Origin of the sequence: Pantoea sp. AN62, assembly GCF_050432985.1 — a bacterium.
GTDB lineage: Bacteria > Pseudomonadota > Gammaproteobacteria > Enterobacterales > Enterobacteriaceae > Pantoea > Pantoea brenneri.
Window position 1 is genome coordinate 1 of the sequence record NZ_JBNPYB010000025.1, and the last position, 22,497, is coordinate 22,497.

The window sequence follows — 22,497 nt, forward strand, 5'->3', positions numbered from 1 at the left end:
TCTGAATTTGCGGCGGGCTGGAGAAAGGGTAATTCTGAAAATGAAGGTTCCGACATTACTAAGTGAGCGTTGTATCTAATCCTGGGGGCAGGTCATCACCACTCTGATCGAGCACTGAGCAAAGCAAGGTTAAGGTCAGAAGGCGCTGCTGACCATCAACAATATCGAGCTCACCTGCATAAGCTGGCTTTAATTTATCCCTGTGCAACACCACAGTCCCAAGGCGGTAGCTCTGTTTATTTTGGTGGGTTAACACATCATCAATTAGTTGATTGACGTGCTTTTGTTGCCATTTGTAGGGGCGCTGGTATGACGGAATAGCGAGGCTCTGCTCTAGTAGCATCCCGATTTTTTTTACCTGATAGGATACCGTTCCCATGACTACGATGCCTGCTCAACGATTGCATCTGCCGGTTGGAGTTGGATATTATGGCTGGTTCCCTGACGAGTTTTTCGCGTATCTCTGAGGATCATTAGCTCATTTCCTTTTTGTTGTAGTCGGATTCAAGTCCGAAGATAAACGTTGAGCCGCCCTTTATCGTCATGCGAATTTTGCCGATGACTACAGGTTCCTCAGACACTGGTTCGGTCTGCTGCATCACGCGCACAGATAAGTTAATCGCAGCTAAAGTAGCTTACCTCAAAGCATTGCTCGGCCGTTTCCAGAGAGGAACTAACGCCGTATTACAAACGCAAACAAGAGATAATGGATGAAAGCTCAGATGTGGCCATGTGTATAGGTGGCAATTTGCGTACGCCATAATTTCCCCACCACATGGCCAATCCTTAGTGTCTTACTTCACCACTTCCATCAGCTTACCGAAGCTATCCACGACGTCATACTTCACGTTTTCTGGAGCAAACTTCTTGTTGATCTCATAGAAGAACTTACGGGCGCATCTAATCTTGGTGGCTTCAATAGGCCGTAAATCCAGTGACGACATCGACCCCTTGGTCTCAGCAACGAAATACACATGCTTGACCGAGCCTTCTTTGAAGGAAATGGCCCAATCGGGGTTGTAATCACCGACAGGGGTTGGGATCAGAAAACCACGCGGCAACTTGGCATATACCACCACATCCTTGCTGGTATCCAGCTCTTCGACGAACTTGCGCTCAATCGCAGAGTCGGTAAGCACGTAGTCATAGATGTGATTTTGTAGTTTATTCCCGGCCTTACTCAAGTCCTGTTTGCTTTGACCTGTGGTAAAGATATCCAGATCAAACTTGTCCTCTAGCGTGTCATAAGCCAGATGCTCGATGATGACATTGGCTTTTTGTTCGTTGACCAAACGAATGGCTTCGGCAATGAAGCTTTCCGGGTTGCTCTTGAATTGTGCGAAAACGTCAGCATTGAGGCCTTTAAGAATTTCGGCAACGGCTCGTCTTGTAAGCAAAGTCCCCTCTGATAACTTGCCAATCAGATCGTACTGTACAGTGGAGTGGATTGAGGTGCTGTCCGATTCTGTTTCGGTAACTTTCAACTCGAAGGCATTACCCCTTTTGAGGTCATCGTAAGTTGCCGTATCAGCCTGCTCGCCACGGTGGATGGTGTATTGCAACGGTGTCACTCGCAACCCAGTATTCTTGTCATTGAGTGCCTTGATTGCATTGTTTACTAGCTCAACATCATCAAACAGCACGCTGTAGGTAGCCTTGCGATTTATTCGCCTCCATAGCGCCTTGAATTCCTGCTTTTCAAAGTTGGCGTTGGGCAGCAGTCTTTTGGGCTTGCGACCATCTTCTACCTGCATCAGTTGGCTTTCGCTGAATACGCTATCAATCAGTTGGAGTATCTGCTCTGTATAGGACTGTAGCTCTTCCGGCAATGCCACCAGCGTGCCGTCTTTCTTGGCTTGATGGTACTTCTCCGTGATATTGCGTTTTTTATCGACGTAGCCGTTCTGGATAAGATAAAACTCAATATCCGTGGCCTGTTCATCCGAGACCGTAATCGGGCCTTCGTTCGTGTTCAGCATCTTGCCCGTGAAGTAGGCCTTGTCCGCCACACGCGGACGAGCTGACAAGGACTCGCTAATGTCCTTCTGCAAGGCTGTTACGAAGTCCTTGTAACTTTCGCTGGCCACAACTGTCAGTACGTTAATGTCATGAACAATGGACGGGTGATCCATGCGATCACCGTTCTGATTGACGGACAAACGCAGGCCACGCCCGACCTCCTGGCGACGTGAAATGGTGTTATCACTATGCTTGAGCGTGCAGATAACAAACACGTTCGGGTTATCCCAACCCTCACGCAAGGCCGAGTGTGAGAAGATAAAACGCACCGGCTCAGCGAGTGATAATAGCCGTTCCTTGTCTTTGAGGATCAGATCATAAGCGTCTACGTCATCCGACAAGCCCGCATTTTCACCGCGTGCAGCGACCTTGGGATCGGTGAGGCGCTTGCTCTTCTTGTCGATGGAAAAGTAGCCGCTATGCGTCTTATCGGCCGCAATGTGGCGTAGATATTTAGCATAAGGGGCGTCCCCCTCCATAAATCCATTATCAAACGCTTCTTGAAGGTGCTTGGCGTACTCTTCTTCAAATATTTTTGCGTACTCGCCTTTTTCATCGGCAGCGGAGTAGTCCCGGTACCTGGCGACTTCGTCGATAAAGAACAACGAGAGAACCTTAACCCCTTTATCGAAAAGCTCCATCTCCTTGTCAAAGTGCGCCTTGATCGTCTCACGGATCTGAATACGGCGCAGCGCTATCTCGGAAATATCACCAGTCGCATCACCTACCGTCAGCTCTACGCCATTGGTAAAGCTCAAGGTGTCCGTATTGGCATTGATGTCCGATACCACAAACCCATCGCGGTATTGATCCAGTTCGTTCGATAGCACAAACAGATTGTCGCCCTTGCCCAGCTTGCGGGTGACGCGCTTGATGTTGCCACCACTGAGTTTCTGTTCGAACTCCACAACCGCGACTGGCGGTTTTTTGTTTGAGATTTCGATGGCTTGCAAATAGAGATAGGCGTTGGTTCCCGCCAGTCCCTTCACCGAAATCCCGCGAACCTCAATCTTCTTCACCAGCTTCTGGTTGTAGGCATCGAGCGCATCCAGGCGGTGGATCTTGTTGTGTGTGGTCTTGTGGGTAGCGGAATAGCGCAACACCATCAACGGTTTGAAATTCGCCAGAGAATCCAGCGTCTTGCCCCCCTCCATCCGCTGCGGCTCATCGAGGATCAAGATGGGGCGGTTTGCGCTGATCACATCGATCGGGCGGCGTGACTGAAAATCATCAAGCGCTTCATAGATGCGGCGGTTATCTTTGCCGGTGGCGTTAAACGCTTGTACGTTGATCACCATGACATTGATACCGGCATCGGAAGAAAAACTCTCAAGCTGGTGCAGCTGCTTAGAGTTGTAAATAAAGAAGCGCGCCTTCTTGTGGTAGGTCTCCTGAAAGTGCTCAGCCGTGATATCGAACGACTTGGCCACGCCCTCGCGGATGGCAATGCTCGGCACCACTATAACGAACTTGCTCCAACCGTACTGTTTGTTCAGCTCGAAGATTGTTTTGATGTAGCAGTAGGTCTTACCCGTACCTGTCTCCATCTCAATATCCAGGTTAAGCCCGGCAACCTTAGTTTTGACCAGGCTATCCGACAACGGCAGGTTTTGCTGGCGCTGCGCCAGTTGGATGTTCTCCTGCAAAGTATCCTCACTGAGGATTAGCTCAGCATTTTTAAAACCGGTATCTACCGCAAACAGATCACCCATGCCGTTTTTGGTATTACCAGGGTCAAGGCGATAGCTCATGGCCGCAGCAGAGGCCAGTGGCTGTCCCTTAAAAATATCCACGACCGCCTGCACCGCGGCAGCCTGATAGGGCTGATGTTTGAATTTAAGCTTCATTGCGCGCCCCTTAGATACATTTCACTTCGGTGACGGGCGACATGAGCTTGAAAATCTGCTCGACGTTGATCTTGACCGCGCTGTTCTTGTAGCCCGCGTCGCGGAATACCACGCGCAGCGGCTGATGCTTGGCCAGTTCCTTCACAAAGTCTTCGTCGATGCTACCGCTGGCGTCGAAGCAAGCGATCAGCGCATTGCCGTCAACAAAGAACACTCCCTTACCTTGAATGGACTGTTTGTCGATAGGAAGGGCCAGATCGACCCCCCAATCCAGCATCACCTGGAATAACAGGTCTTCAGGAGTGCGGTCGGGCTTGATGTTGTCAACGAACAGATCAAACTTAGATTTGTCGAGAGAGTCAGGCGTGTAGTAAACATCGGCCATATTGGATGCGTCGATCTTAAGGACACGGAAGCCAACATCGTGGCGTTTGCCTTCATTGATTTGCCGGCCAGCACGGCGAATTCTCTCTTTGCTGATTTCGGCGATCGTCTTGTATCCAGCTTTGAATGCTTCTGAACTCTCGTCGCACGGTTCAGGTACCTGAACCATGATAAAATGACGATTGCCACCATCTTCCGCATTAAGCTTCATCACGGCATGAGCAGTCGTGGACGAACCAGCGAAAAAATCAAGAATCAGGTCGGATTTTCCGGTGGCTATTTTCAAGCAGCGCTCAATTAGCTCTACCGGCTTAGGGGTATCGAATACTTTTTTTCCGAATAGCCCCTTAATGGTGAGACTTGCCTTTTTGTTGCCCTCAATTCCTTCCCAAAGATTAGACGGTTGCTTGAGCCGTCCCTCTAGATAGAACTTCTGATAGGGTTTCCAGCCTTCACTGCTTTGCTTCCACTCAATCCTGTTTTGCTTAACTAAGTCCCAGTATGAGTCCTCACCACAACGCCACCTGCTCTCATAACCAGTAGGCCCAATGGGAAAAACGACTGTCCCATCAGGAGCTTTGATTCCGTAGTGCATGGTTGGTCGATCTTCTCTACGATCTTCACCACCGGTTTTTCGAAGAGTTCTGTTTAGGTATTTTCCACCGTCATCTTCTTGGTCATAAATTTTTTCATCTTCGCTTGAGAATGGTAGACCCAGAATCGCGCTCTCCGACGACTTCGCGTACACGAGGATATAGTCGATTTCGTTAACGAGTATGTTATATCCCTGTCCACTCGGAGTTCCTGTTGGACGAGAAACGACCCCCCTACAGTTTTCTGCACCAAATATTTCGTCACAAACCTCTTTCAAATTGCACAGCTCATTCTCATCAATGCTGATAAAAATTAGGCCGGTATCCGCAAGGAGATTGCGAGCAAGTCGCAAACGAGAGAACATCATGCTGAGCCAATCTGAATGGAATCGGCCATTGGATGCGGTGTTTGCTACCAATCGGTTTCCTGAGTCGTCGACTTGATTAGACTGAAGCAAAAATTTCCCCGTATCCACGGCAAAATCATCGTCATAGATGAAATCATTACCCGTGTTGTACGGGGGGTCGATGTAAATCATCTTGACCTTACCGAGGTAGGTCTCCTGCAGGAGCTTCAACGCATCGAGGTTATCGCCCTCGATGAACAGGTTCTTCGTCGTATCGAAGTCCACGCTTTCTTCGCAGCTGGGGCGTAGTGTCTTGGCAATCGGCGCGTTAGCCGCAAGCAAAGCTTCGCGCTTACCCGGCCAGTTCAGGTGATAGCGTTCCTGTGGTCCCTCTACAATCGAATCGGCCAGTTCCTGCCGTAATTGGTCAAAATCTACCGCCAACTTCACGCTGCCGTCTTCGCCCTTGACTTCGGTGACGCTGCCAGGAAACAGATCGCGAATGCGGGCGATGTTGTCCTGCGTGAGATTGGGTGAATGCATTTTTAGCTTTTCCATGTTCTTTTCCTCTGGACGTCGCACTGTTGCGGGGCGTCCTAATTCTTTCTGGGCTGGTTTTATTCGGCGTCAGAATTGTTTTGGTGTTTGAGCTCGGCAAATTTGGCAGCCATCGTTGGGTTGCCGCGCGTGAGTCGCTTGACCGTAAGGTCTTCGGCTTTATCGTTGGCAAGCCGTAGATTGTTGGCGGACTTGTGCAGGGCTTCTTTGGTCTTTTCAAGGTCCTTGATGGCTTCGTCGATGCGCTTGACCGCTTCTTCAAACCCATCAGAAGCCAAACGCCAGTTGCGACCAAATGCGGTCTTGAAGTCGTCGAGCTGGGTTTCAAATTGGGTGATGTCGATGTTCTGCGCCTTCACCAGCGCCAGCTCGGACTTGTATTGAAGTGACTTCATCGCTGCATTGCGTAGTAGCGTGATGATGGGGATGAAGAACTGAGGCCGAACGACGTACATCTTCGGGTAGCGGTGAAATACGTCAACAATCCCAGCGTTGTAAAGCTCACTGTCGGGCTCCAGCAAGGATACCGTGGAACACCGATGACTCGGTGGTACCCTCCACAAGAAAAGCGCGATGGGCAAAGAGGGCTACAGCCAGTTGATCTGAAACGATGCCATCTAACTGACGTTCGACAACATCACCATTTACTATCTGGTGCAGCCTGGTCTTCACATCATCAATGGAGGCAAAGTGGATAGTCACAGTCGGAGTCTCTCCAGATGATCGCGTCAATCTCCTGACTTGATCAAAATGGCGGGCCTCAAGGAAATAAGGACTGTGTGTTGCATAGGTTACTTGGATACACTTGTCAGGGTCTTCAACGAGTGAGCGGAGCACTTTTGCGAAGGCCTGTGCCTGGATCGGGTGCTGAAAGAGCTCCGGCTCTTCAATTGCTAAACAGATGACTCCGTCGGCTGATGCAGAACCGGACTGTGCCAAGAGCTGGAGCGCCGAGATCAAAATCGTCCGCTGAAAACCATGCCCCTGTCGCTCTACAGCCGTCTCTGCCGTTCCATCGAGAACGGTCACTTCGAACGTGGTCTTGGGGGCTTTGAGCTCTACCTCTGCAGGAGAAACAGTGACCGCCCGACCGGGTGAGTATGAGGACACGACCTCGTTAAGCTGTGTCGTCATCACTTCAAGCTGGGCTTGGAATTTCTCTTCGTAGACTTTCTGCTGCTTTGCTCTGGACTCCTCGACGATTGCCGCAATCTCCTGATCTGCCGCTGCACGATCAACGGAACGCTCCAGGATGCGTCCGATGATGCTCGATTTACCGTCAATGGACTCTTCGCTTGCACGAAGGTCTGCAGTCACCAGCACGAAGTCGAAAAGGCCACTCATCTTGCCGCCACTGTTGAAACCAAAGAAGTTGGTTTCCAGCGATTCGAGAGCATCTTCTAGCTGGTCTGTATGTGCAGCTTCCCACGTCGTCATCGCTTCATCAACTGCAGGGCCAGTATTCGCGGTGGGCAGGTCCAGCTCTGGACGATTGGTTCGGAGTTCCCTGTAAAGGTCCTTCTTTGTGGTTGCGCCGACCGCTGATTTGATTGCATTGAATGCAGGAAAACCCTTTGCATTGGCGGAGAGTCGCTCGGATCCATCAGGTGACCGTTGCCGCCATGCGGTGAACGTGGTCGCTCCATCTGGCGCGTATTTACCAAGCGCCTCCCGATCCTTTTCGGTGAGACCTGCGAATGTGACTTGCACCTCGATATCTTCGCTAGCTTCTCCAAAAGAGCAGTCTTTCTCTGTCAGCGAGCCGGGCTTGCCGTTGAAGAACCAATCGAGTGCATGTAGCACTGTCGACTTGCCAGCGCCGTTCGGCCCTATGAATGTCGTAACGGAGTCGAAGGGAATCGTGACGTCTTTGAGTGCCCGGAAGTTTTTGATGCGAACGGATTGAATCTTCATTTCAGTTTTATTCCCTTATACCTGTTGTGATCTATCAATGTTTGAGTTCTTCCAGTTCTATTTTCAACATCCGCAGTTTGGCGTTGATCTCTACCTTGCGGTTGAATTGTTTTTCTTTGGCAAGTCTGCTGGCTACTTTCTCAACCTCACGCTGCTTGGCTGCAACCAGTTCGACACGTGCGACCAAGTCCGCGAGACTTTCTTGTAGGCGCGCGGGGGTGGGGATCAGGCGGTGAAGCAACTGCTCATACAAGCCGCCCAAGTCGAGTGCTAAGGGCATGGCGGCGCGCTCACAGTCACTCGGCAACCAGGCTGTCGCAAAGTAGTCACTCAAGACCCAACGGCTGGCGTCTGACTCATTGGGGCGTTTGTACGCAGCGATCATCTTTGTTCGGCCATCAAAGTTCAACTCGAAGATAATGGGAAACTGCACCGCGCCGTCGATGCAACGCAAAACGTCCAGATTCAGCTCCGATGTCTTGAGCTGGATTGAGAAAATCTGAAGCTCTGGTACTCCCAGCCTGGCGGGCAGGTTGATCGTTTCCGGGGCCAACTTGTATTGCCAGACAATCTGCTCTACCTGCTCGACGAACAAGTCCTTCAGCCTTGCATTGGCCCCACTGTGTTCGTAGATCTTATTCTTTGGCAGGGTACGACCAAAGACGGCCTGCTTCGGGTAGTTGATGAATGCAATATTCGACTCAAATTGGACGGGCTGACTCATCCGGCCTCCTGAATTACAAGGAAGGTGAGCAGTTCGAAGTCGTCCAGCCCGGCGATGGTATTGACCAGCGCGGTGGTCTTACCGGCGCAGAAGAGGCTGTCCAGATCCTTCTCTTCCTTCACTTCAATCATTGAGCGGATGGCCTTGCCAAGCAGGTCCGAATACACCTGCATCTTGCGGCCATCGGCCGTTTCCTCGTTGAACAGCAGACAGGCATCTGTAATAGGCTGGGCTTGTCCCTTACAGCATGTGCGAACCAGATCCAGCAAACGTTTGACTTCGGTGTAATCGTGAATGACTTCCCCCTCGCGATTAATGTAGACGAGGTAATAAGGGTGCAGGCGGTTGTGTTGACTGACGTTGACGCTTGGATTCCGGTTGCGTAGCGTGAAGATCACACCCGGGCGTAGGCCCATCTCCGGCTTGGCAGGCACTACGGCGTGCATCCCGCTTGGCACGTTGCTCAATTCGCCATTGACCTTCACATAGTTGAGCAAGTCCATTCGGAAGTCATTGAGCCCGAGATCAGTAATCGACACTCCGGTTTTCAGGTCTTCCAGCTCAATCACTTCCTCTTGCAAACGTCGCAATTGCTCTTTGCGATAAGACACATCGTTGGCTTGGGCGCTCAGCACATTGTCGTCACCGGTGGCTGTGACATCGGCAATCATCATTCGGCTCTCAACCCGTTCCTTCAGGTTGATGTATTCGTCGAGCGAGATGTCTGGCCAGTAGTTAACCAGTTGGATGCTGCTGTTGGGTGAGCCGATGCGATCCACACGGCCGAAGCGCTGGATGATGCGCACGGGATTCCAGTGGATGTCGTAGTTGATGAGGTAGTCGCAGTCCTGCAGGTTCTGACCTTCAGAGATACAATCGGTGCCGATCAACACATCTATCTCTGCCTCCTCATTTGGCAGCACGATGGCTTTCTCCTTCGAGTGCGGCGAGAAGAGGGTAAGCAGTTCCTGGAAGTCATAGCTCTTCTTGAGCGTGCTCTTCGGTGCCCCTTTGCCGGTGACTTTTGCACTGTGCAAGGTCTGTGTAGCCAGCAATTCCTGAGCCAAATTGGCATACAGATAGTCAGCGGTGTCGGCGAAGGCGGTGAAGATCAGCACCTTCTTGTTGCCGGGATTCAGAGGTGCTGCGATCTTCTCCAGAACCAGTGTCTTGAGATGCTGCAGTTTGGCATCATCGGCAGCCGTGATCTTGTTCATCGACGTCAGCAAAGCATCAATGATTTCCAGATCGACCTTCAGCTCGTGCTCCCAAGAAGGCAAGTCCATATCGGCGAGGCTGATTTTGACCTTGCCTCCGATCTCACTGTCGCCATTGATTGGCAGGTCGTCGTCCGCGTCGAGGTTTTCTAACTGGTCGGTGAGGTCATTGATTCTGCTGTCAATGCCACTGAGGCCGCCAGTCTCATTGAAAGTGCTGATCTTGCCTAGTGTATTCGTGTGGTTCGCACGCAGGGACTTGAGCGTCAAGCGGAAAGACTCAATCGAGCTTTCCAGGCGCTTGAGCAGGTTGGTCGTCATCAATGCCTGCAGGCTCTTTTCTCGGTCGACTTGTTTAAGCTTGCCTTTCCCTGCAACCTGAGTGTCATACATTTCCTCGTACTTCTTGAGCCGACTGGGCAGGATGTAGCTGATCGGCGCGTAAACAGCGAGCTTGAGTAACGACAGCTGCTCGAAAATTTCGTTGAAGCTCATCACATCCGTTCGCTGCGTGAGCGGGCTATGGAACGACAAGGGTTTGCGGCGCTCAGGGAATTGGCCGATTTCCTTGGTATCATAGAAGGTCTGAATATGCTTGCGCGAACGTGCGATGGTGACGCTGTCGAGCAATTCGAAGAAGTCGAAATCCAACGAATCCAGGATGGCCCGCGCTGTGCGCTCTTCCGATGGAAGCTTTGCCCACGCATTGAAGCTGGCCTGTGCACTACGGAAAATGTCCTCTACCGTCTTGCCGGTGCGCAGCTTCTTGCTGAGGTTTTCGGAGTCGCCTTCGTAGGCCAGTGCCAGTTGGTTGCGCAGGTCGTTGAAGCGGTTGTTCACCGGGGTGGCCGAAAGCATCAATACCTTGGTTTTCACTCCCTCCTTGATAACCTTGTTCATCAGCTTCTGGTAGCGGGTTTCCTTGTCCTTATAGGCGTCATTGTTGCGGAAGTTGTGCGACTCGTCGATGACGACAAGGTCGTAGTTGCCCCAGTTGATACGATTCAGCGGTGTGCCGAACGACTCACCGCTCGTACGGCTGAGGTCGGTATGACAAAGCACGTCGTAGTTGAACCGGTCGCGAGCAAATATGTTGGTCTTGAGGTTGCGGCTGTAGTTCAGCCAGTTGTCCGCCAGCTTCTTAGGGCATAAAACCAAAACTGACTTGTTGCGCAGTTCGTAATACTTTACCACGGCCAGCGCGGTAAAAGTCTTTCCCAAACCCACGCTGTCGGCCAAGATGCAGCCGCTGTAGCTTTCAAGTTTGTTGATGATCCCGGTAGCAGCATCTTTCTGGTAATTGAAGAGTTTGTTCCAGATGAGCGTGTCTTGATAGCCCGTGCGGTCGTTCGGCAGGACATCCTCGTTGATGTCGTCCAGAAACTCATTGAAGATATTGTAGAGCATCAGGAAGTAGATGCTCTCTGGCGAGTTTTCCTGGTAGACGGATGCAATTTGATCGCAGATCTGCGCCGTTACATCCTCCAGCTTCTCGGGGTCCTGCCAGATCTGGTTAAACAGACTGAGGTAGGTCGCCGTAAATGTCGGCTCGTCCATCTTGTTGACGAAGTTGGAGACAGCGTTGCCCTGCTGGTAGCCGAGATCGACGGCGGTAAAGCCGTGCAGTGGCATGTAGGCAGTATCTGCGGCAGCAGCCTGAATGCAAGTAAACTGCTGCATCGGTGCCTTGCTGCGATTGGACTTGAATGTTGCCTTGCGCCGCATCCAGTCCGCGCACTCTTTTGCAATTGCGCGCTGGGTCAGTTTGTTACGCAACTGAATTTCGAACTCACTCCCGTACAAGCTCCGTTCGCGGTCAGCCTTCGGTATGTGGAATTCTCTGCGTTCCTTGCGAATCTTGTCGGTAACCTCGTTAGCGGTAAACGTCGGCGAGGTAAAGATGAATTGCAGCTCGTCGATTTTTTCCAGCTCTGCTTTGAGCGCTTCGAACGCGTACATCGAAAAGCAGGAAGCGGCGATCTTCAGGCGAGCACCAGGTTCGAGCGTCTGCTTTAGGTCGTCTCCGAGCAGGCGGTTGATATTGTCGATCAGTTCCATTAATAGTCAGCCTTCTTAGTGGCGCTATAGCCTGGTGCCAGTAAGGCATTTTTTACGCCGTAAATTGCGAGATGATCTTTGAGCCATAACCGGTACTCCGGTCCACGAAGGCAATGATCGGGTGAGCAGTCTACCCGCCAGCGCTGCAACATATAGCCCACCACCGCAGCGCGAACGCGCATTCTGATCGAACCATCTGTCATCCCGTAGTCCATCTTGATAATATCGGGCCGCTCAACGCTCGGGTGCGGCACTAAATCTAGCTCGACGATGCGCGTCCACTGGATGTCGTTATCCTGCCGTTCGTTGTCCTGTGGCTCCTCGTCGAGCAATGTTGGTACTTCGATGCGGGTGACGACGAAATCCCGAAACTCTCTACTCTTGCGATCAAAGGCCCGGACGTGCCAGCGCAGGCCGGTATCAACCAAGGCAAAGGGCACAATTACCCGCTCGGACTCGCCGCCGCTCATCGAGTGGTAGCGGATGGCGACAGGTCGCTTGGCGTGGATGGCTCGGCAAATCGCTGCTAACACATCCATCTTGGGGATGCACAGGGCTGCGGGGGATTCACATGGTAGCAGCGCCTGCATTGAGCCGTTCACGCCATCGCCAAAGCCGAAAGCTAGCGCAGACAGAACACGCTGCGATACGTGTTTGAACAACGGGGAAAACGCCTGCCCGATGCGATAGATCTTGTTGCTACCATCGAAGGTGATGTTATGCGGCACGATTTCCCGGTACAAAGCCAAATCGCGTGTCGCCCCTGCTGGAGCCACGCCGAAGCGCTCAATCAGATCTGGGCGACCGATCTCACCGAAGAAGTAGAGCCGAAAATCGATGTAGGCCAGCCGCTCTCGCTGGGCCACACTCAAGTCCTCAAGCCGCTTAGAAGGGGAGCTAGGCATAAATCATCACTATAGGGAAAAAATGATATTTAATACGGTAATCCATAAAGTGCCATGATTATAATCAAATTGATGACAATCAGCATTAATACTTATGTAACAGCAAGAATTTATGTCTTGAATGTAGGCAGTCATCGTATGGGTTGATGTTTCTATACCGTTAAATTGATGCCATCCAACTATAAAACCTTGCTGCCCAAGGCCCTATAGCCCCCTCAGGCAATTTGCCCTTATCCACTATTTTGGTATTGGGATGAGGGATACCAGAATAACCTAACGACTCAGGGACCGGGATCACAGGCGGCTGTGGCTCGTCGCTTACCTTAATTCAAATTATTTTCAGATAGATATCATTCTTCTGAACATACCCGATTAACGGCAGAATCTCACGATTCTGCCGTTTTTGTATTATTTTTCAGAGGAGTAGTAATGAACAATTCTGAAGGTTTGAAGTCGTTTCACCAATCGCTTTCTGGTCTGCCACAGTGGGCATCAGAGCGGATTCTGCAGCAAATAAACCAGTTAACCGACTACGAGCCAGTGATCGGCATTCTGGGTAAAACCGGCGCGGGAAAGAGTAGCCTTTGCAATGCCTTGTTTGTCGGCGAAGTATCGCCGGTCAGCGATGTGGCGGCCTGCACCCGTGAACCTTTACGCTTTCGTCTGCTGGTTGGCGACCGCCATATGACGCTGGTGGACCTGCCCGGTGTGGGCGAAAGTGGCGCTCGCGATAACGAATATGCTGCGCTGTATCGCGAACAGCTTCCCCGGCTTGACCTGGTGCTGTGGCTGATTAAGGCCGATGACCGGGCGCTGGCAGTGGATGAACACTTTTATCATCAAGTGATTGGGGAGGCATACCGGCATAAGGTGCTGTTTGTTATCAGCCAGTCGGATAAGGTCGAGCCCACCAGCGGTGGGGGGCCATTGTCCAAAGAGCAGAAGCAGAATATCAGCCGTAAAATCTGTCTGCTGCATGAGCTGTTCCAGCCCGTACATCCAGTGTGTGCCGTGTCGGTCCGTCTTCAGTGGGGACTGCGGGTGATGGCCGAGCGAATGATTAAGTGCCTGCCACGTGAGGCCACCAGCCCGGTGGTGTCGCAACTCCAGCCTTCCTTTCGTACGACGGTAGTCCGGGAACAGGCGCGTAGCGATTTTGGTGAAACCGTCGGTGCTGTACTCGATAGCATCAGTGCCTTTCCCCTGATACCCGCCCCGGTGCGGGCCGTCATTCAGGCCGTGCGCACCACCGTGGTGTCAGTGGCCCGTGCCGTCTGGGATTTCTTCTTCTGAGTATTTAACCCATCCCTGTTATTTCCCTAACCCTGTCGCCGATGCGACGGGGATTTCTTTTATTTGTTTTCCCATTATGAGGAGTCTGCTTATGACCCGTCTGGCTTCGCGCTTTGGCGCAGCAAACCTTATCCGTCGCGACCGCCCGTTAACCCGTGAGGAGCTGTTTCGCGTGGTGCCCAGTGTGTTCAGCGAGGACAAACATGAATCCCGCAGTGAGCGTTATACCTATATACCTACCATCTCCCTGCTCGACAGCTTACAGCGAGAAGGCTTCCAGCCATTCTTTGCCTGTCAGACCCGGGTACGTGACCCGGGTCGTCGTGAACATACGAAACACATGCTGCGCCTTCGTCGGGAGGGGCAGATTACCGGTAAGCAGGTGCCGGAAATCATTTTGCTGAATTCACATGATGGCACCAGTTCGTACCAGATGTTGCCGGGACTATTTCGCGCAGTTTGTCAGAACGGGCTCGTCTGTGGTGAGTCGTTTGGCGAGGTGCGGGTGCCGCACAAGGGGGACGTGGTGAGTCAGGTAATTGAAGGCGCGTATGAGGTACTGGGCATTTTTGACCGTGTGGAGGAGAAGCGGGATGCGATGCAGTCGTTGCTGTTGCAGCCTCCTGCGCAACAGGCACTGGCACAGGCTGCACTGACGTACCGGTTCGGGGAGGACCACCAGCCGGTTGCGCCGTCACAGGTGCTCTCCCCGCGCCGCTGGCAGGATGAGAGTAACGACCTGTGGACCACGTACCAGCGTATTCAGGAGAACCTGATTAAGGGCGGGCTCAGTGGTCGTAGCGCAAAAGGCGGGCGCACGCATACCCGTGCCGTGCGGGGCATAGACGGTGATGTGAAGCTTAACCGGGCACTGTGGGTGATGGCGGAAGCGATGCTCAGTGGTTTTCGGCCTGCGTGAGTTCACACTTTGCATCAGATAACGTTACGGCGGTGTTAATAAATGACACTCCCTGTCATTTTTGGTGGGAATTTTTGCCGAGTATTTCACCGAAAAATGGCGCAGGCCTGACAGATTCAGGCTTCAGGCCTCCCTCAAAATAGCGGCTCCAACAGACATATCATGACAACCCCCTCCTTTAGAATCTCATGTCTTTCAACCGGTTAACCTGCACGGAGGAACCATCATGCCACCGACAGAGCGTCGCTACGACAGACTGGCGGTCAGGCTGTCGTTGATTATCAGCCGCCTCGTAGCGGGTGAAACGCTGGATATGCAAAAGCTCGCGACCGAGTTTGACGTGTCAGTCCGCACCCTCTACAGAGACTTTCGTGAACGGCTGATTTATCTGGATCTCGAATGCCATCAGGGCTGCTATCGCCTACGGACAGGGGCCGGGCCGTAGGGCGAGCTGGATGTCCTGACGTTTGCCCACCGTACCGGCATCGCCGGCCTCTTTCCGGGGCTGGACCGTCGGCTGGTGAGCCTGCTGCTGAACTGCGAGGGTGCCCCCTGCCTGACCGGAGATGCGGTTTCTGTGGGCTCACCTGCGACCCAGCTGTCCTTTTACCGGCTGGTACAGGCTATTACCACCTGCCAGCGCGTCACGTTGCTGACTGACGGAAATCGTTGCGAAAGACTGGCCCCTTACAGGCTGATTGCCCAGCAGAGCCACTGGTACCTGGTTGCGGAGCATCACGACCGTCCGGTGGTGTTTTCGCTCAGTGATATTCACCTTGTGCAGCCCCTCACTGAGAGTTTTAAACGCAACGAGCGCTTTTACCGACTGACAGAAGATTTAAGTTTTATCCGAGCACTGCCGCATTTTCAGTTTATTCAACAGGCAATCACCAACATCACTACAACCTAAAGGAAATCAGCTTCTTGCCGATACCCTTTTAGGGGAAATTCTACACACAACAAGGTATTTATGATGAAGCGAAACCTGAACACCAGCTACCGGCTGGTATGGAACGAAGTTTTGGGAGCATTTGTTGTTGTCTCAGAATTGGCAAAAGCAAAAGGAAAGCGCAGCACTGCTGTTCTCGCGCTGGCAGTTGCCGGACTGGTGGCAAGCCCTGCGGCACTGGCTGATGATGCGACGGACAATATCAGTACCATCGTTGCCGGAGACGTGGCGAGCAACACTGTTATCAGCAACCATGACACCCAGTTGGTTTTCGGTACGGCAAACAACACGGTCATCAACACCGGTCAAGAATATGGCGATGATGACGATGCCAACAGCGGTGGCCAGTTTGTTCAGACCGGAGGTGTGGCAAACCAGACGACCATTAACGCTAACGGTCTGCAGGGCGTGCTGACAGGCGGCAGCGCCACGGACACCACTGTCAACAGCGGCGCCGGCCAGAGCGTACATGGTCAGGCGACAAATACGGTACTCAATAGCGGGGCGCAGTGGGTACACAGCGGCGGTAGCGTATTCGGCACCGTTATTAATGAAGGTGGATATCAGTTGGTTAAAGCCGGGGCGCAGGCATCCGGTACTGTAGTTAACACCGGTGCACAGGGTGGCCCGGATGCGGAGAACAGTGACGGGATGTTTGTCGCCGGTACGGCAACAGATACCACCATTAATGCAAATGGTCGTCAGATTATTGCCGCTGGTGGCCTCGCTACCAGCACAGTGATTAAAGCGGACGGCGACCAGAGTGTGCACGGTTCGGCAATTAATACCCTGCTGGAAGGTGGCTTCCAGTACGTTCATGAAGGTGCCAGCGCCGAAGGTACAGTGATTAGCCAGAACGGCTGGCAGGTGGTGAAGAACGGAGCGACGGCAACGGATACCACTATCCTTAATGGTACTGGCACCGAGGTGGCAAACGGCAACAGCGCATCCTCGCAGAGTGTGCAGGCTGGTGGCTCTGCCCTGAACACCACTATCGGTGATGATTCACCCTCCGGCGAATTGCTGACCGACCTGTCGTATCAGATGGTGGATGGTGGACGTGCGGAAAATACCACCATCAATAATGGCGGGGTACAGTCGGTTTTTGCCGGTGGTACAGCTATCGGCTCGGTCGTGAATCGTGGTGGTCGGCTGGAAGTGTCCATCTGGCAGGATGAACCTGTTGCCGGGAAAACGGCAGTGGCCGGGTCGGCGAATAACGTCACAGTGGAAGCGGATGGCATATTGTCGGTGGATGCGGGCACTTCCGCGACGGATGTGGTCATCAAACAGGGCGGTGCATTATGGGCGACCACCGATTCCACGGTTACCGGGACGAACAGTCTTGGGGATTTCTTCATTGATGGCACCACGCATATCGCCACCAATGTCCTGCTGGAAAACGGCGGGCGTCTTGATGTACTAGGCAATGGCATCGCCGATACCACTACGGTTAATCAGGGCGGTATTCTGGCCGTCGCGACCGGTGGTAAGGCGCAGAACATCGTAATGCATGACGGCGGTGTGCTGATTGCCGATACCGGTGCAACGGTCAGCGGTACGAACACCACCGGCGCATTCGGCATTGACGGCGCAACCGGTAAGGCCAGCAACCTGCGTCTTGATAACGGCAGTCAGTTCACGGTACTGGGTAACGGCAGTGCGGATAACACCACAGTGGGTGCAGGCAGTACACTGAATGTGGCCCAAGGTGGCACGCTTACTGGTACCACCACATTTGGCGACGGTGCATCGCTGACAGGGAGTGCCACCAATAGCGGACAACTGCACTTCAGCAACGGTAACGCAGCCATCAGCGGTTCGGTAAGTGGTGACGGGCAATTACTCAAAGAGGGTAACGGTACCCTGACGGTCAGCAATGGCACGTTGTCTCAGTCACAGGTAACCCTGCATCAGGGAACGCTGGCGCTGAACAATGCGATCATCAACAGCGATATCATCGCACAGTCTGGTACCCAAGTGCGCCTGACTGGCAACTCGGTGATGAACGGCGCGATTGACCCGACTGACGTCACCCTCGACAGCGCTGCCAGCTGGAATATTCAGCGTGGGGCGGCAGTGAAATCGGTGCTCGATAACCTCGATAACGCCGGAACCATCAGTTTTACTCCAGCCACCGGTAGTCAATTTGTCCCGGAAACACTGACGGTCACCAATCTGACGGGCCGTAACGGCACCATCAACATGTCGATTCGTCTTGATGACCCGGCCTTCCCGACCGATATGCTGGTCATTGACGGCGGACAGGCAACCGGCAAAACTTGGCTGAACTTCACCCATACCGGTGATGCAGGGCTGGGCCTAGCAACAACCGGCAACGGCATCAAAGTGGTGGATGCGATTAACGGAGCCACCACTGAAGCCGGAGCCTTTGCGCTGGGCCGCAAATTGCAGGCCGGGGCGTACAACTACACCCTGAGCCACGGCAGTGCCGATGAAAACTGGTACCTCACCAGTGAAGCGGGTTACCGTGCCGAAGTGGCGCTGTACGCCTCTTTGTTTGCGCAGAGTATGGATTACGACCGTGCATTGGCGGGAACATACAGTCAGCGCAGCAGCGCCGTGAACGACCAAGGGATCTGGGGACGTATTCAGGGCGGGCATACCGGGCGTGATGGTAACGGCGGCATTGCACAGGGCGACACCCCGGAAAGCAGCGGCAGCTACGGTTTTATGCAGCTTGGTGGTGACTTGTTCAAGCATGATACCGGTACACTTTCCCTAACCACTGGTCTGTATGGCGCAGTAGGCCAATCGTCGGTGGATGTGAAAAACGACGATCGCTCTGCGGCAGGCAGCGTGCGTGACACGGTGTACAGCATCGGCGGCTATCTGACAGCAGTTCATGATGCCAGTGGATTGTGGGCAGATATCGTGGCACAAGGCTCCCGTCACAGCCTGAAAGCCAACTCTTCGGATAACCGTTTTGATACTGACGGCACTGGCTGGCTGGCCTCTGTGGAAACCGGTCTACCGTTTAACATCAGTCAGGGATTGGTGCTGGAGCCACAACTGCAGTACGTCTGGCAAGGACTGTCTCTGGATGATGGGCATGACAACGGCGGTTACGTGAACTTTGGTGACGGCAGTGCGCAGCATGTCCGCGCCGGTATCCGTTTTGGCAGTTCGTCTGAAATGGACTTCGGTCAGGGTACCTCTGCGGTCACAGGGTTTGCTGACAGCATGAAGCGCAGCGCAAGTGAGCTTCCGGTGAACTGGTGGGTACGTCCGTCGGTCATCCGCACGTTCAGTTCCGATGGCGATATGAGCATGGGCACGGCGACTGCAGGCAGCAATGTCAGCTTCACCCCGTCTCAGAAAGGCACGTCGCTTGACCTGCAGGCGGGTATTGACGCACGAGTACGGCAGAATGTCACACTGGGCGTGCAGGGCGGTTATACCCGCAGCGTCAGCGGTAACAGCGTTGACGGTTACAACGGTCAGGCCACACTGAAAGTCACCTTCTGATAATCCTGCCACTCTAACCAGAGTGGCATCAGTAGTCCTCACAGCCCCTGTTGCTCTGGCAACAGGGGCTTTTTGCATTTAAGGAGGCATATGCCTGAATCTCACTTACTGCCACCGGGACCCTTCACCCGAAGACATGCGCAAGCGGTCACTACCACGTACAGCAATATCACCCTCGAAGACGACCAAGGCAGTCACTTCCGCCTTGTGGTTCGTGACACTGAAGGCCGGATGGTCTGGCGGGCATGGAACTTTGAACCCGATGCCGCTGAAAGTCTTAACCGCTACATCCGCACCTCTGGCATCCGTACAGGCACCTCCACCCGCTGACCGCGAAGCATTTACCCGCACATTTCACCTCCCCGAACACGCTTTATTCCCCCATTTGCCAGCCATCGCCGCTGGCGTTTTTTATTAACGGAGACATGCCCATGACAACACAGACGCAGTACGACCTCGCACCCGCTAACCAATCAGAATTTGAACTGACCGTCACGCAGGTACCCGACGAACAGCGTATCGATTTCTGGCCGCAACACTTTGGCACTATCCCGCAGTGGACAACCCTGGAACCGCGTATTTTTGCCTGGATGGACCGCTTCTGTTCGACCTACAGCGGTGGTATCTGGTCCTTTTACACCCTCAGCAATGGCGGGGCGTTTATGGCTCCCGAGTCTGACAATGATGAGACATGGCGTCTGTTTAATTGCCTGAACGGCAACGATGCCCAAATGAGTGCAGAAGCCGCAGGTATTGCTGTCTGCCTGATTGCGTACAGCCATCACGCCTGTCGCACCCAATGCGATGCCATGACTGAACACTATTACCGCCTGCGGGACTACGCCCTGCAGCATCCAGAGGCCCACGCCATTCTGCGTATTATCGACTGACCGAAGGAGCAACAGATGAAACAGCTTTCCTTTTTACCCGGCGAGATGACGCCACAGGACCGGCGTCTCATTCAGCGGGCGCTCAGGGCTCTGGACCGCCACCTGCATGAGCCCGGCGTGGCCTTCACCTCTACCCACGCCGTACGTGAATGGCTGCGACTGCATATGGCCGCGCTTGAGCGGGAAGAGTTCCGTGTGTTGTATCTGGACAACCAGAATCAGTTGATTGCCCATGAGACGCTCTTCACAGGCACGATTAACCGTACCGAGGTGCATCCCCGGGAAGTGGTAAAACGTGCCCTGTACTTCAACGCGGCGGCGGTGATACTCGCGCACAACCATCCCTCTGGTGAGACAACACCCAGCCAGGCTGACAAAACCCTCACGCAGCGACTGGTGCAGGTGCTTCAGCTGGTGGATATCCGCGTCCCTGACCACTTGATTGTCGGCGGCAGGCAAATCTATTCGTTCGCAGAACACGGTCTGCTGTGAGGTATGACATGAAAATTATCAGTAAACGCCGGGCAATGACGATATACCGCCAGCATCCTGAGTCCCGAATCTTTCGCTACTGCACCGGAAAATATCAGTGGCACGGTAGCGTCTGCCATTACACCGGCAGGGACGTTCCGGATATCACAGGAGTCCTGGCTGTGTACGCCGAACGCCGCCAGGACCGCAACGGGCCTTATGCCTGCCTGATGAGCATCACCCTAAACTGACAATAGTGGAGAACTGTAATGAGCAACATCACTTGGGGCTTGCAGCGCGATATCACGCCGCGCCTGGGAACACGTCTGGTGCAGGAGGGCAACCGGCTGCACTACCTAGCTGACCGGGCCAGTATCACCGGTAAGTTCAGTGACGCCGAATGCCAGAAGCTGGATGAAACATTCCCGCTCTTTATCAGCCAGATGGAATCGATGCTGACCTCCGGTGAACTGAATCCCCTACACGTTCATTGCGTCACCCTGTACCACACCGGTTTTACCTGCGAAGCCGACACCCTCGGCAGTTGCGGCTACGTATACATCGCCATTTACCCCACTAAGCGCTAATTACTTTCACGAGAGCAAGCATGAAACCTCAATCTGCAGCAACTTCGCGGGCGGTAAAACCCTGCCTGTCACCCGTGGCTATCTGGCAAATTCTACTGACACGCCTGCTGGAACAACACTACGGCCTGACCCTGAACGACACGCCGTTCAGGGATGAATCCGTTATACAGGAACATATCGATGCAGGTATCACGCTGGCCAATGCCGTTAACTTTCTGGTGGAAAAATACGAGCTTGTTCGTATCGATCGCAGAAGGTTTAGTTGGCAGGAACAATCACCTTATCTTCGGGCAGCAGATATTCTGCGAGCACGGCAGGCAACTGGCTTGTTGCGGCAAAGCCGTAACAACGTAGTACGGTGAATATTGCGTACAACCTTCCTGATTTAAATTTCTGAGCTTTCTCCCTTGTTTACATATTGCATAATGCGCCTGCCATTACCCGGCGGGCGCGTTTGCTTTTTAAGGACAAAATGTCATGCAAACTAAAGCTGAAGTATTAACCGATCATAGCGAGCTGATTTGCTCGACCAGTATTGAACGCATAGTGACTGGCCGCGATGCCGCACTGAAACAGATAGAACAACTCATTCAGCAGCTTGATGCCATTTCACGGCTAACCTCAGAAATTGGCGGTGGCACAGCGCAAGACTGGGCGATGAAGGCCGGGCATCGTTACGATAGCTGGATGACCGAAAAGGTAGACAAAGCGCTGCCTTCCGTTACCCGCAATATTGACCGTAGTATCTGGCGAGACTTGATGTTGAAGTCTGGCATGATGGCCTTGATGGATGCTCAGGCCCGTGACCAGTGGCATAAGAACCTGGAGGAGGGGGATCTGCCCGCCATCAGCGAGGCAAATATCCTCAGTACTTTTGAGCAGCTACATCTGAACAAAATGGATGTGTTTGAGCGTGGCATTATCAATGTCTTCAAAGGGCTGTCGTGGGATTACAAAACCAATAGTCCCTGCAGCTTTGGTAAAAAGATCATCGTCAACAATCTGGTGACGCATAGCCGCTGGGGATTTAGTTTGAACTGGGGATGGCGGCGGGATCAATTAGCGGACCTGGAACGAATGTTATTTCTGCTGGATGGTAAACCGATACCCGATAACCGTGGCGATGTTACTACTCGATTGATGGAACATATTCGGGATAACCCTTCGAAGGATATTTACGAAGATGATTTTTTCAGTATACGTTACTTCCAGAAAGGAACCGCGCACATCACTTTTAAACGTATCGACCTGACAGAAAAGATGAATGATATCGTGGCGAAGCACTATCCGGGGATGCTGGCAGCGAGATGAAGAGGGCAGGGAGGCAATTCCT

18 protein-coding genes and 1 pseudogene are annotated in these 22,497 nt (G+C 53.0%); 11 read left to right on the forward strand and 8 right to left on the reverse strand.

Features of this window, described 5'->3' with window-relative positions; genetic code table 11:
* Positions 1-58 precede the first annotated feature (58 nt).
* The 8 genes from FHW04_RS22080 to FHW04_RS22115 form a co-directional block, all read right to left on the reverse strand.
* Positions 59-379: a DUF262 domain-containing protein gene (locus tag FHW04_RS22080; RefSeq protein ID WP_227021993.1), complete on the reverse strand. Its 321-nt coding sequence runs from the start codon at positions 377-379 to the stop codon at positions 59-61.
* A 415-nt stretch (positions 380-794) separates the two neighbouring features.
* Positions 795-3,866 (reverse strand): type III restriction-modification system endonuclease, encoded by a 3,072-nt coding sequence (locus FHW04_RS22085; RefSeq protein ID WP_089561967.1) that lies wholly within the window; start codon positions 3,864-3,866, stop codon positions 795-797.
* Positions 3,867-3,876: 10 nt separating this feature from the next.
* Positions 3,877-5,748 carry a site-specific DNA-methyltransferase gene (locus FHW04_RS22090; RefSeq protein WP_111986647.1) on the reverse strand — a complete coding sequence of 624 codons (1,872 nt, stop codon included), beginning with the start codon at positions 5,746-5,748 and terminating at the stop codon, positions 3,877-3,879.
* Positions 5,749-5,807: 59 nt separating this feature from the next.
* Entirely contained in the window at positions 5,808-6,269 is a 462-nt protein-coding gene (locus FHW04_RS22095; RefSeq protein WP_227021992.1) for a DUF2130 domain-containing protein, read from the reverse strand.
* A complete protein-coding gene (locus FHW04_RS22100; RefSeq protein WP_227021991.1) occupies positions 6,250-7,662 on the reverse strand; it encodes an ATP-dependent nuclease in 1,413 nt (470 codons plus the stop codon). Before FHW04_RS22100 ends, FHW04_RS22095 begins: the two co-directional genes overlap by 20 nt.
* A gap of 34 nt (positions 7,663-7,696) precedes the next feature.
* Positions 7,697-8,386: a DUF4391 domain-containing protein gene (locus tag FHW04_RS22105; protein WP_089561966.1), complete on the reverse strand. Its 690-nt coding sequence runs from the start codon at positions 8,384-8,386 to the stop codon at positions 7,697-7,699.
* Positions 8,383-11,661 carry a helicase-related protein gene (locus tag FHW04_RS22110; RefSeq protein WP_089561965.1) on the reverse strand — a complete coding sequence of 1,093 codons (3,279 nt, stop codon included), beginning with the start codon at positions 11,659-11,661 and terminating at the stop codon, positions 8,383-8,385. The genes FHW04_RS22105 and FHW04_RS22110 overlap by 4 nt, the downstream gene beginning before the upstream one ends.
* Positions 11,661-12,566 (reverse strand): helix-turn-helix transcriptional regulator, encoded by a 906-nt coding sequence (locus tag FHW04_RS22115; protein WP_049015599.1) that lies wholly within the window; start codon positions 12,564-12,566, stop codon positions 11,661-11,663. The genes FHW04_RS22110 and FHW04_RS22115 overlap by 1 nt, the downstream gene beginning before the upstream one ends.
* 429 nt (positions 12,567-12,995) lie before the next feature.
* Between FHW04_RS22115 and FHW04_RS22120 the strand changes: the two genes are divergently transcribed.
* The 11 genes and pseudogenes from FHW04_RS22120 (at position 12,996) to FHW04_RS22170 (ending at position 22,475) form a co-directional block, all read left to right on the forward strand.
* On the forward strand, positions 12,996-13,859 hold the full coding sequence (locus FHW04_RS22120) for a GTPase family protein (protein WP_049015602.1): 864 nt from the start codon (positions 12,996-12,998) through the stop codon (positions 13,857-13,859).
* A 91-nt stretch (positions 13,860-13,950) separates the two neighbouring features.
* The gene (locus FHW04_RS22125) at positions 13,951-14,778 is read left to right on the forward strand and encodes a DUF932 domain-containing protein (RefSeq protein ID WP_000197390.1); all 828 of its coding nucleotides are present in this window, start codon (positions 13,951-13,953) and stop codon (positions 14,776-14,778) included.
* A gap of 226 nt (positions 14,779-15,004) precedes the next feature.
* Positions 15,005-15,688 (forward strand): annotated as a pseudogene (locus FHW04_RS22130) (helix-turn-helix transcriptional regulator).
* A 60-nt stretch (positions 15,689-15,748) separates the two neighbouring features.
* Positions 15,749-19,216, forward strand: coding sequence for an AIDA repeat-containing protein (locus FHW04_RS22135; protein ID WP_089561964.1), 3,468 nt, complete (start codon positions 15,749-15,751; stop codon positions 19,214-19,216).
* A gap of 90 nt (positions 19,217-19,306) precedes the next feature.
* Positions 19,307-19,546, forward strand: a complete 240-nt coding sequence (locus FHW04_RS22140; RefSeq protein ID WP_001115184.1) for a DUF905 domain-containing protein — start codon at positions 19,307-19,309, stop codon at positions 19,544-19,546.
* Positions 19,547-19,647: 101 nt separating this feature from the next.
* Complete coding sequence (locus FHW04_RS22145; protein WP_063618749.1) at positions 19,648-20,106, forward strand: antirestriction protein; 459 nt, start codon at positions 19,648-19,650, stop codon at positions 20,104-20,106.
* 15 nt (positions 20,107-20,121) lie between these two features.
* Positions 20,122-20,598 (forward strand): JAB domain-containing protein, encoded by a 477-nt coding sequence (locus FHW04_RS22150; RefSeq protein WP_046495838.1) that lies wholly within the window; start codon positions 20,122-20,124, stop codon positions 20,596-20,598.
* An 8-nt stretch (positions 20,599-20,606) separates the two neighbouring features.
* On the forward strand, positions 20,607-20,828 hold the full coding sequence (locus FHW04_RS22155; RefSeq protein WP_000691995.1) for a DUF987 domain-containing protein: 222 nt from the start codon (positions 20,607-20,609) through the stop codon (positions 20,826-20,828).
* Between the two features lie 18 nt (positions 20,829-20,846).
* On the forward strand, positions 20,847-21,164 hold the full coding sequence (locus tag FHW04_RS22160) for a type IV toxin-antitoxin system YeeU family antitoxin (RefSeq protein ID WP_089561963.1): 318 nt from the start codon (positions 20,847-20,849) through the stop codon (positions 21,162-21,164).
* Positions 21,165-21,184: 20 nt separating this feature from the next.
* Entirely contained in the window at positions 21,185-21,526 is a 342-nt protein-coding gene (locus tag FHW04_RS22165; protein WP_048215514.1) for a TA system toxin CbtA family protein, read from the forward strand.
* A gap of 115 nt (positions 21,527-21,641) precedes the next feature.
* Complete coding sequence (locus FHW04_RS22170) at positions 21,642-22,475, forward strand: DUF4942 domain-containing protein (protein WP_046495848.1); 834 nt, start codon at positions 21,642-21,644, stop codon at positions 22,473-22,475.
* Positions 22,476-22,497 lie beyond the last annotated feature (22 nt).

Coding starts and splice junctions, on each gene's coding strand:
- FHW04_RS22085 (WP_089561967.1), bottom strand. CDS start 3,866: ATGAAGCTTAAATTCAAACATCAGCCCTATCAGGCTGCCGCGGTGCAG.
- FHW04_RS22145 (WP_063618749.1), top strand. CDS start 19,648: ATGACAACACAGACGCAGTACGACCTCGCACCCGCTAACCAATCAGAA.
- FHW04_RS22090 (WP_111986647.1), bottom strand. CDS start 5,748: ATGGAAAAGCTAAAAATGCATTCACCCAATCTCACGCAGGACAACATC.
- FHW04_RS22125 (WP_000197390.1), top strand. CDS start 13,951: ATGACCCGTCTGGCTTCGCGCTTTGGCGCAGCAAACCTTATCCGTCGC.
- FHW04_RS22160 (WP_089561963.1), top strand. CDS start 20,847: ATGAGCAACATCACTTGGGGCTTGCAGCGCGATATCACGCCGCGCCTG.
- FHW04_RS22165 (WP_048215514.1), top strand. CDS start 21,185: ATGAAACCTCAATCTGCAGCAACTTCGCGGGCGGTAAAACCCTGCCTG.
- FHW04_RS22105 (WP_089561966.1), bottom strand. CDS start 8,386: ATGAGTCAGCCCGTCCAATTTGAGTCGAATATTGCATTCATCAACTAC.
- FHW04_RS22115 (WP_049015599.1), bottom strand. CDS start 12,566: ATGCCTAGCTCCCCTTCTAAGCGGCTTGAGGACTTGAGTGTGGCCCAG.
- FHW04_RS22150 (WP_046495838.1), top strand. CDS start 20,122: ATGAAACAGCTTTCCTTTTTACCCGGCGAGATGACGCCACAGGACCGG.
- FHW04_RS22110 (WP_089561965.1), bottom strand. CDS start 11,661: ATGGAACTGATCGACAATATCAACCGCCTGCTCGGAGACGACCTAAAG.
- FHW04_RS22170 (WP_046495848.1), top strand. CDS start 21,642: ATGCAAACTAAAGCTGAAGTATTAACCGATCATAGCGAGCTGATTTGC.
- FHW04_RS22080 (WP_227021993.1), bottom strand. CDS start 379: ATGGGAACGGTATCCTATCAGGTAAAAAAAATCGGGATGCTACTAGAG.
- FHW04_RS22155 (WP_000691995.1), top strand. CDS start 20,607: ATGAAAATTATCAGTAAACGCCGGGCAATGACGATATACCGCCAGCAT.
- FHW04_RS22100 (WP_227021991.1), bottom strand. CDS start 7,662: ATGAAGATTCAATCCGTTCGCATCAAAAACTTCCGGGCACTCAAAGAC.
- FHW04_RS22135 (WP_089561964.1), top strand. CDS start 15,749: ATGATGAAGCGAAACCTGAACACCAGCTACCGGCTGGTATGGAACGAA.
- FHW04_RS22120 (WP_049015602.1), top strand. CDS start 12,996: ATGAACAATTCTGAAGGTTTGAAGTCGTTTCACCAATCGCTTTCTGGT.
- FHW04_RS22140 (WP_001115184.1), top strand. CDS start 19,307: ATGCCTGAATCTCACTTACTGCCACCGGGACCCTTCACCCGAAGACAT.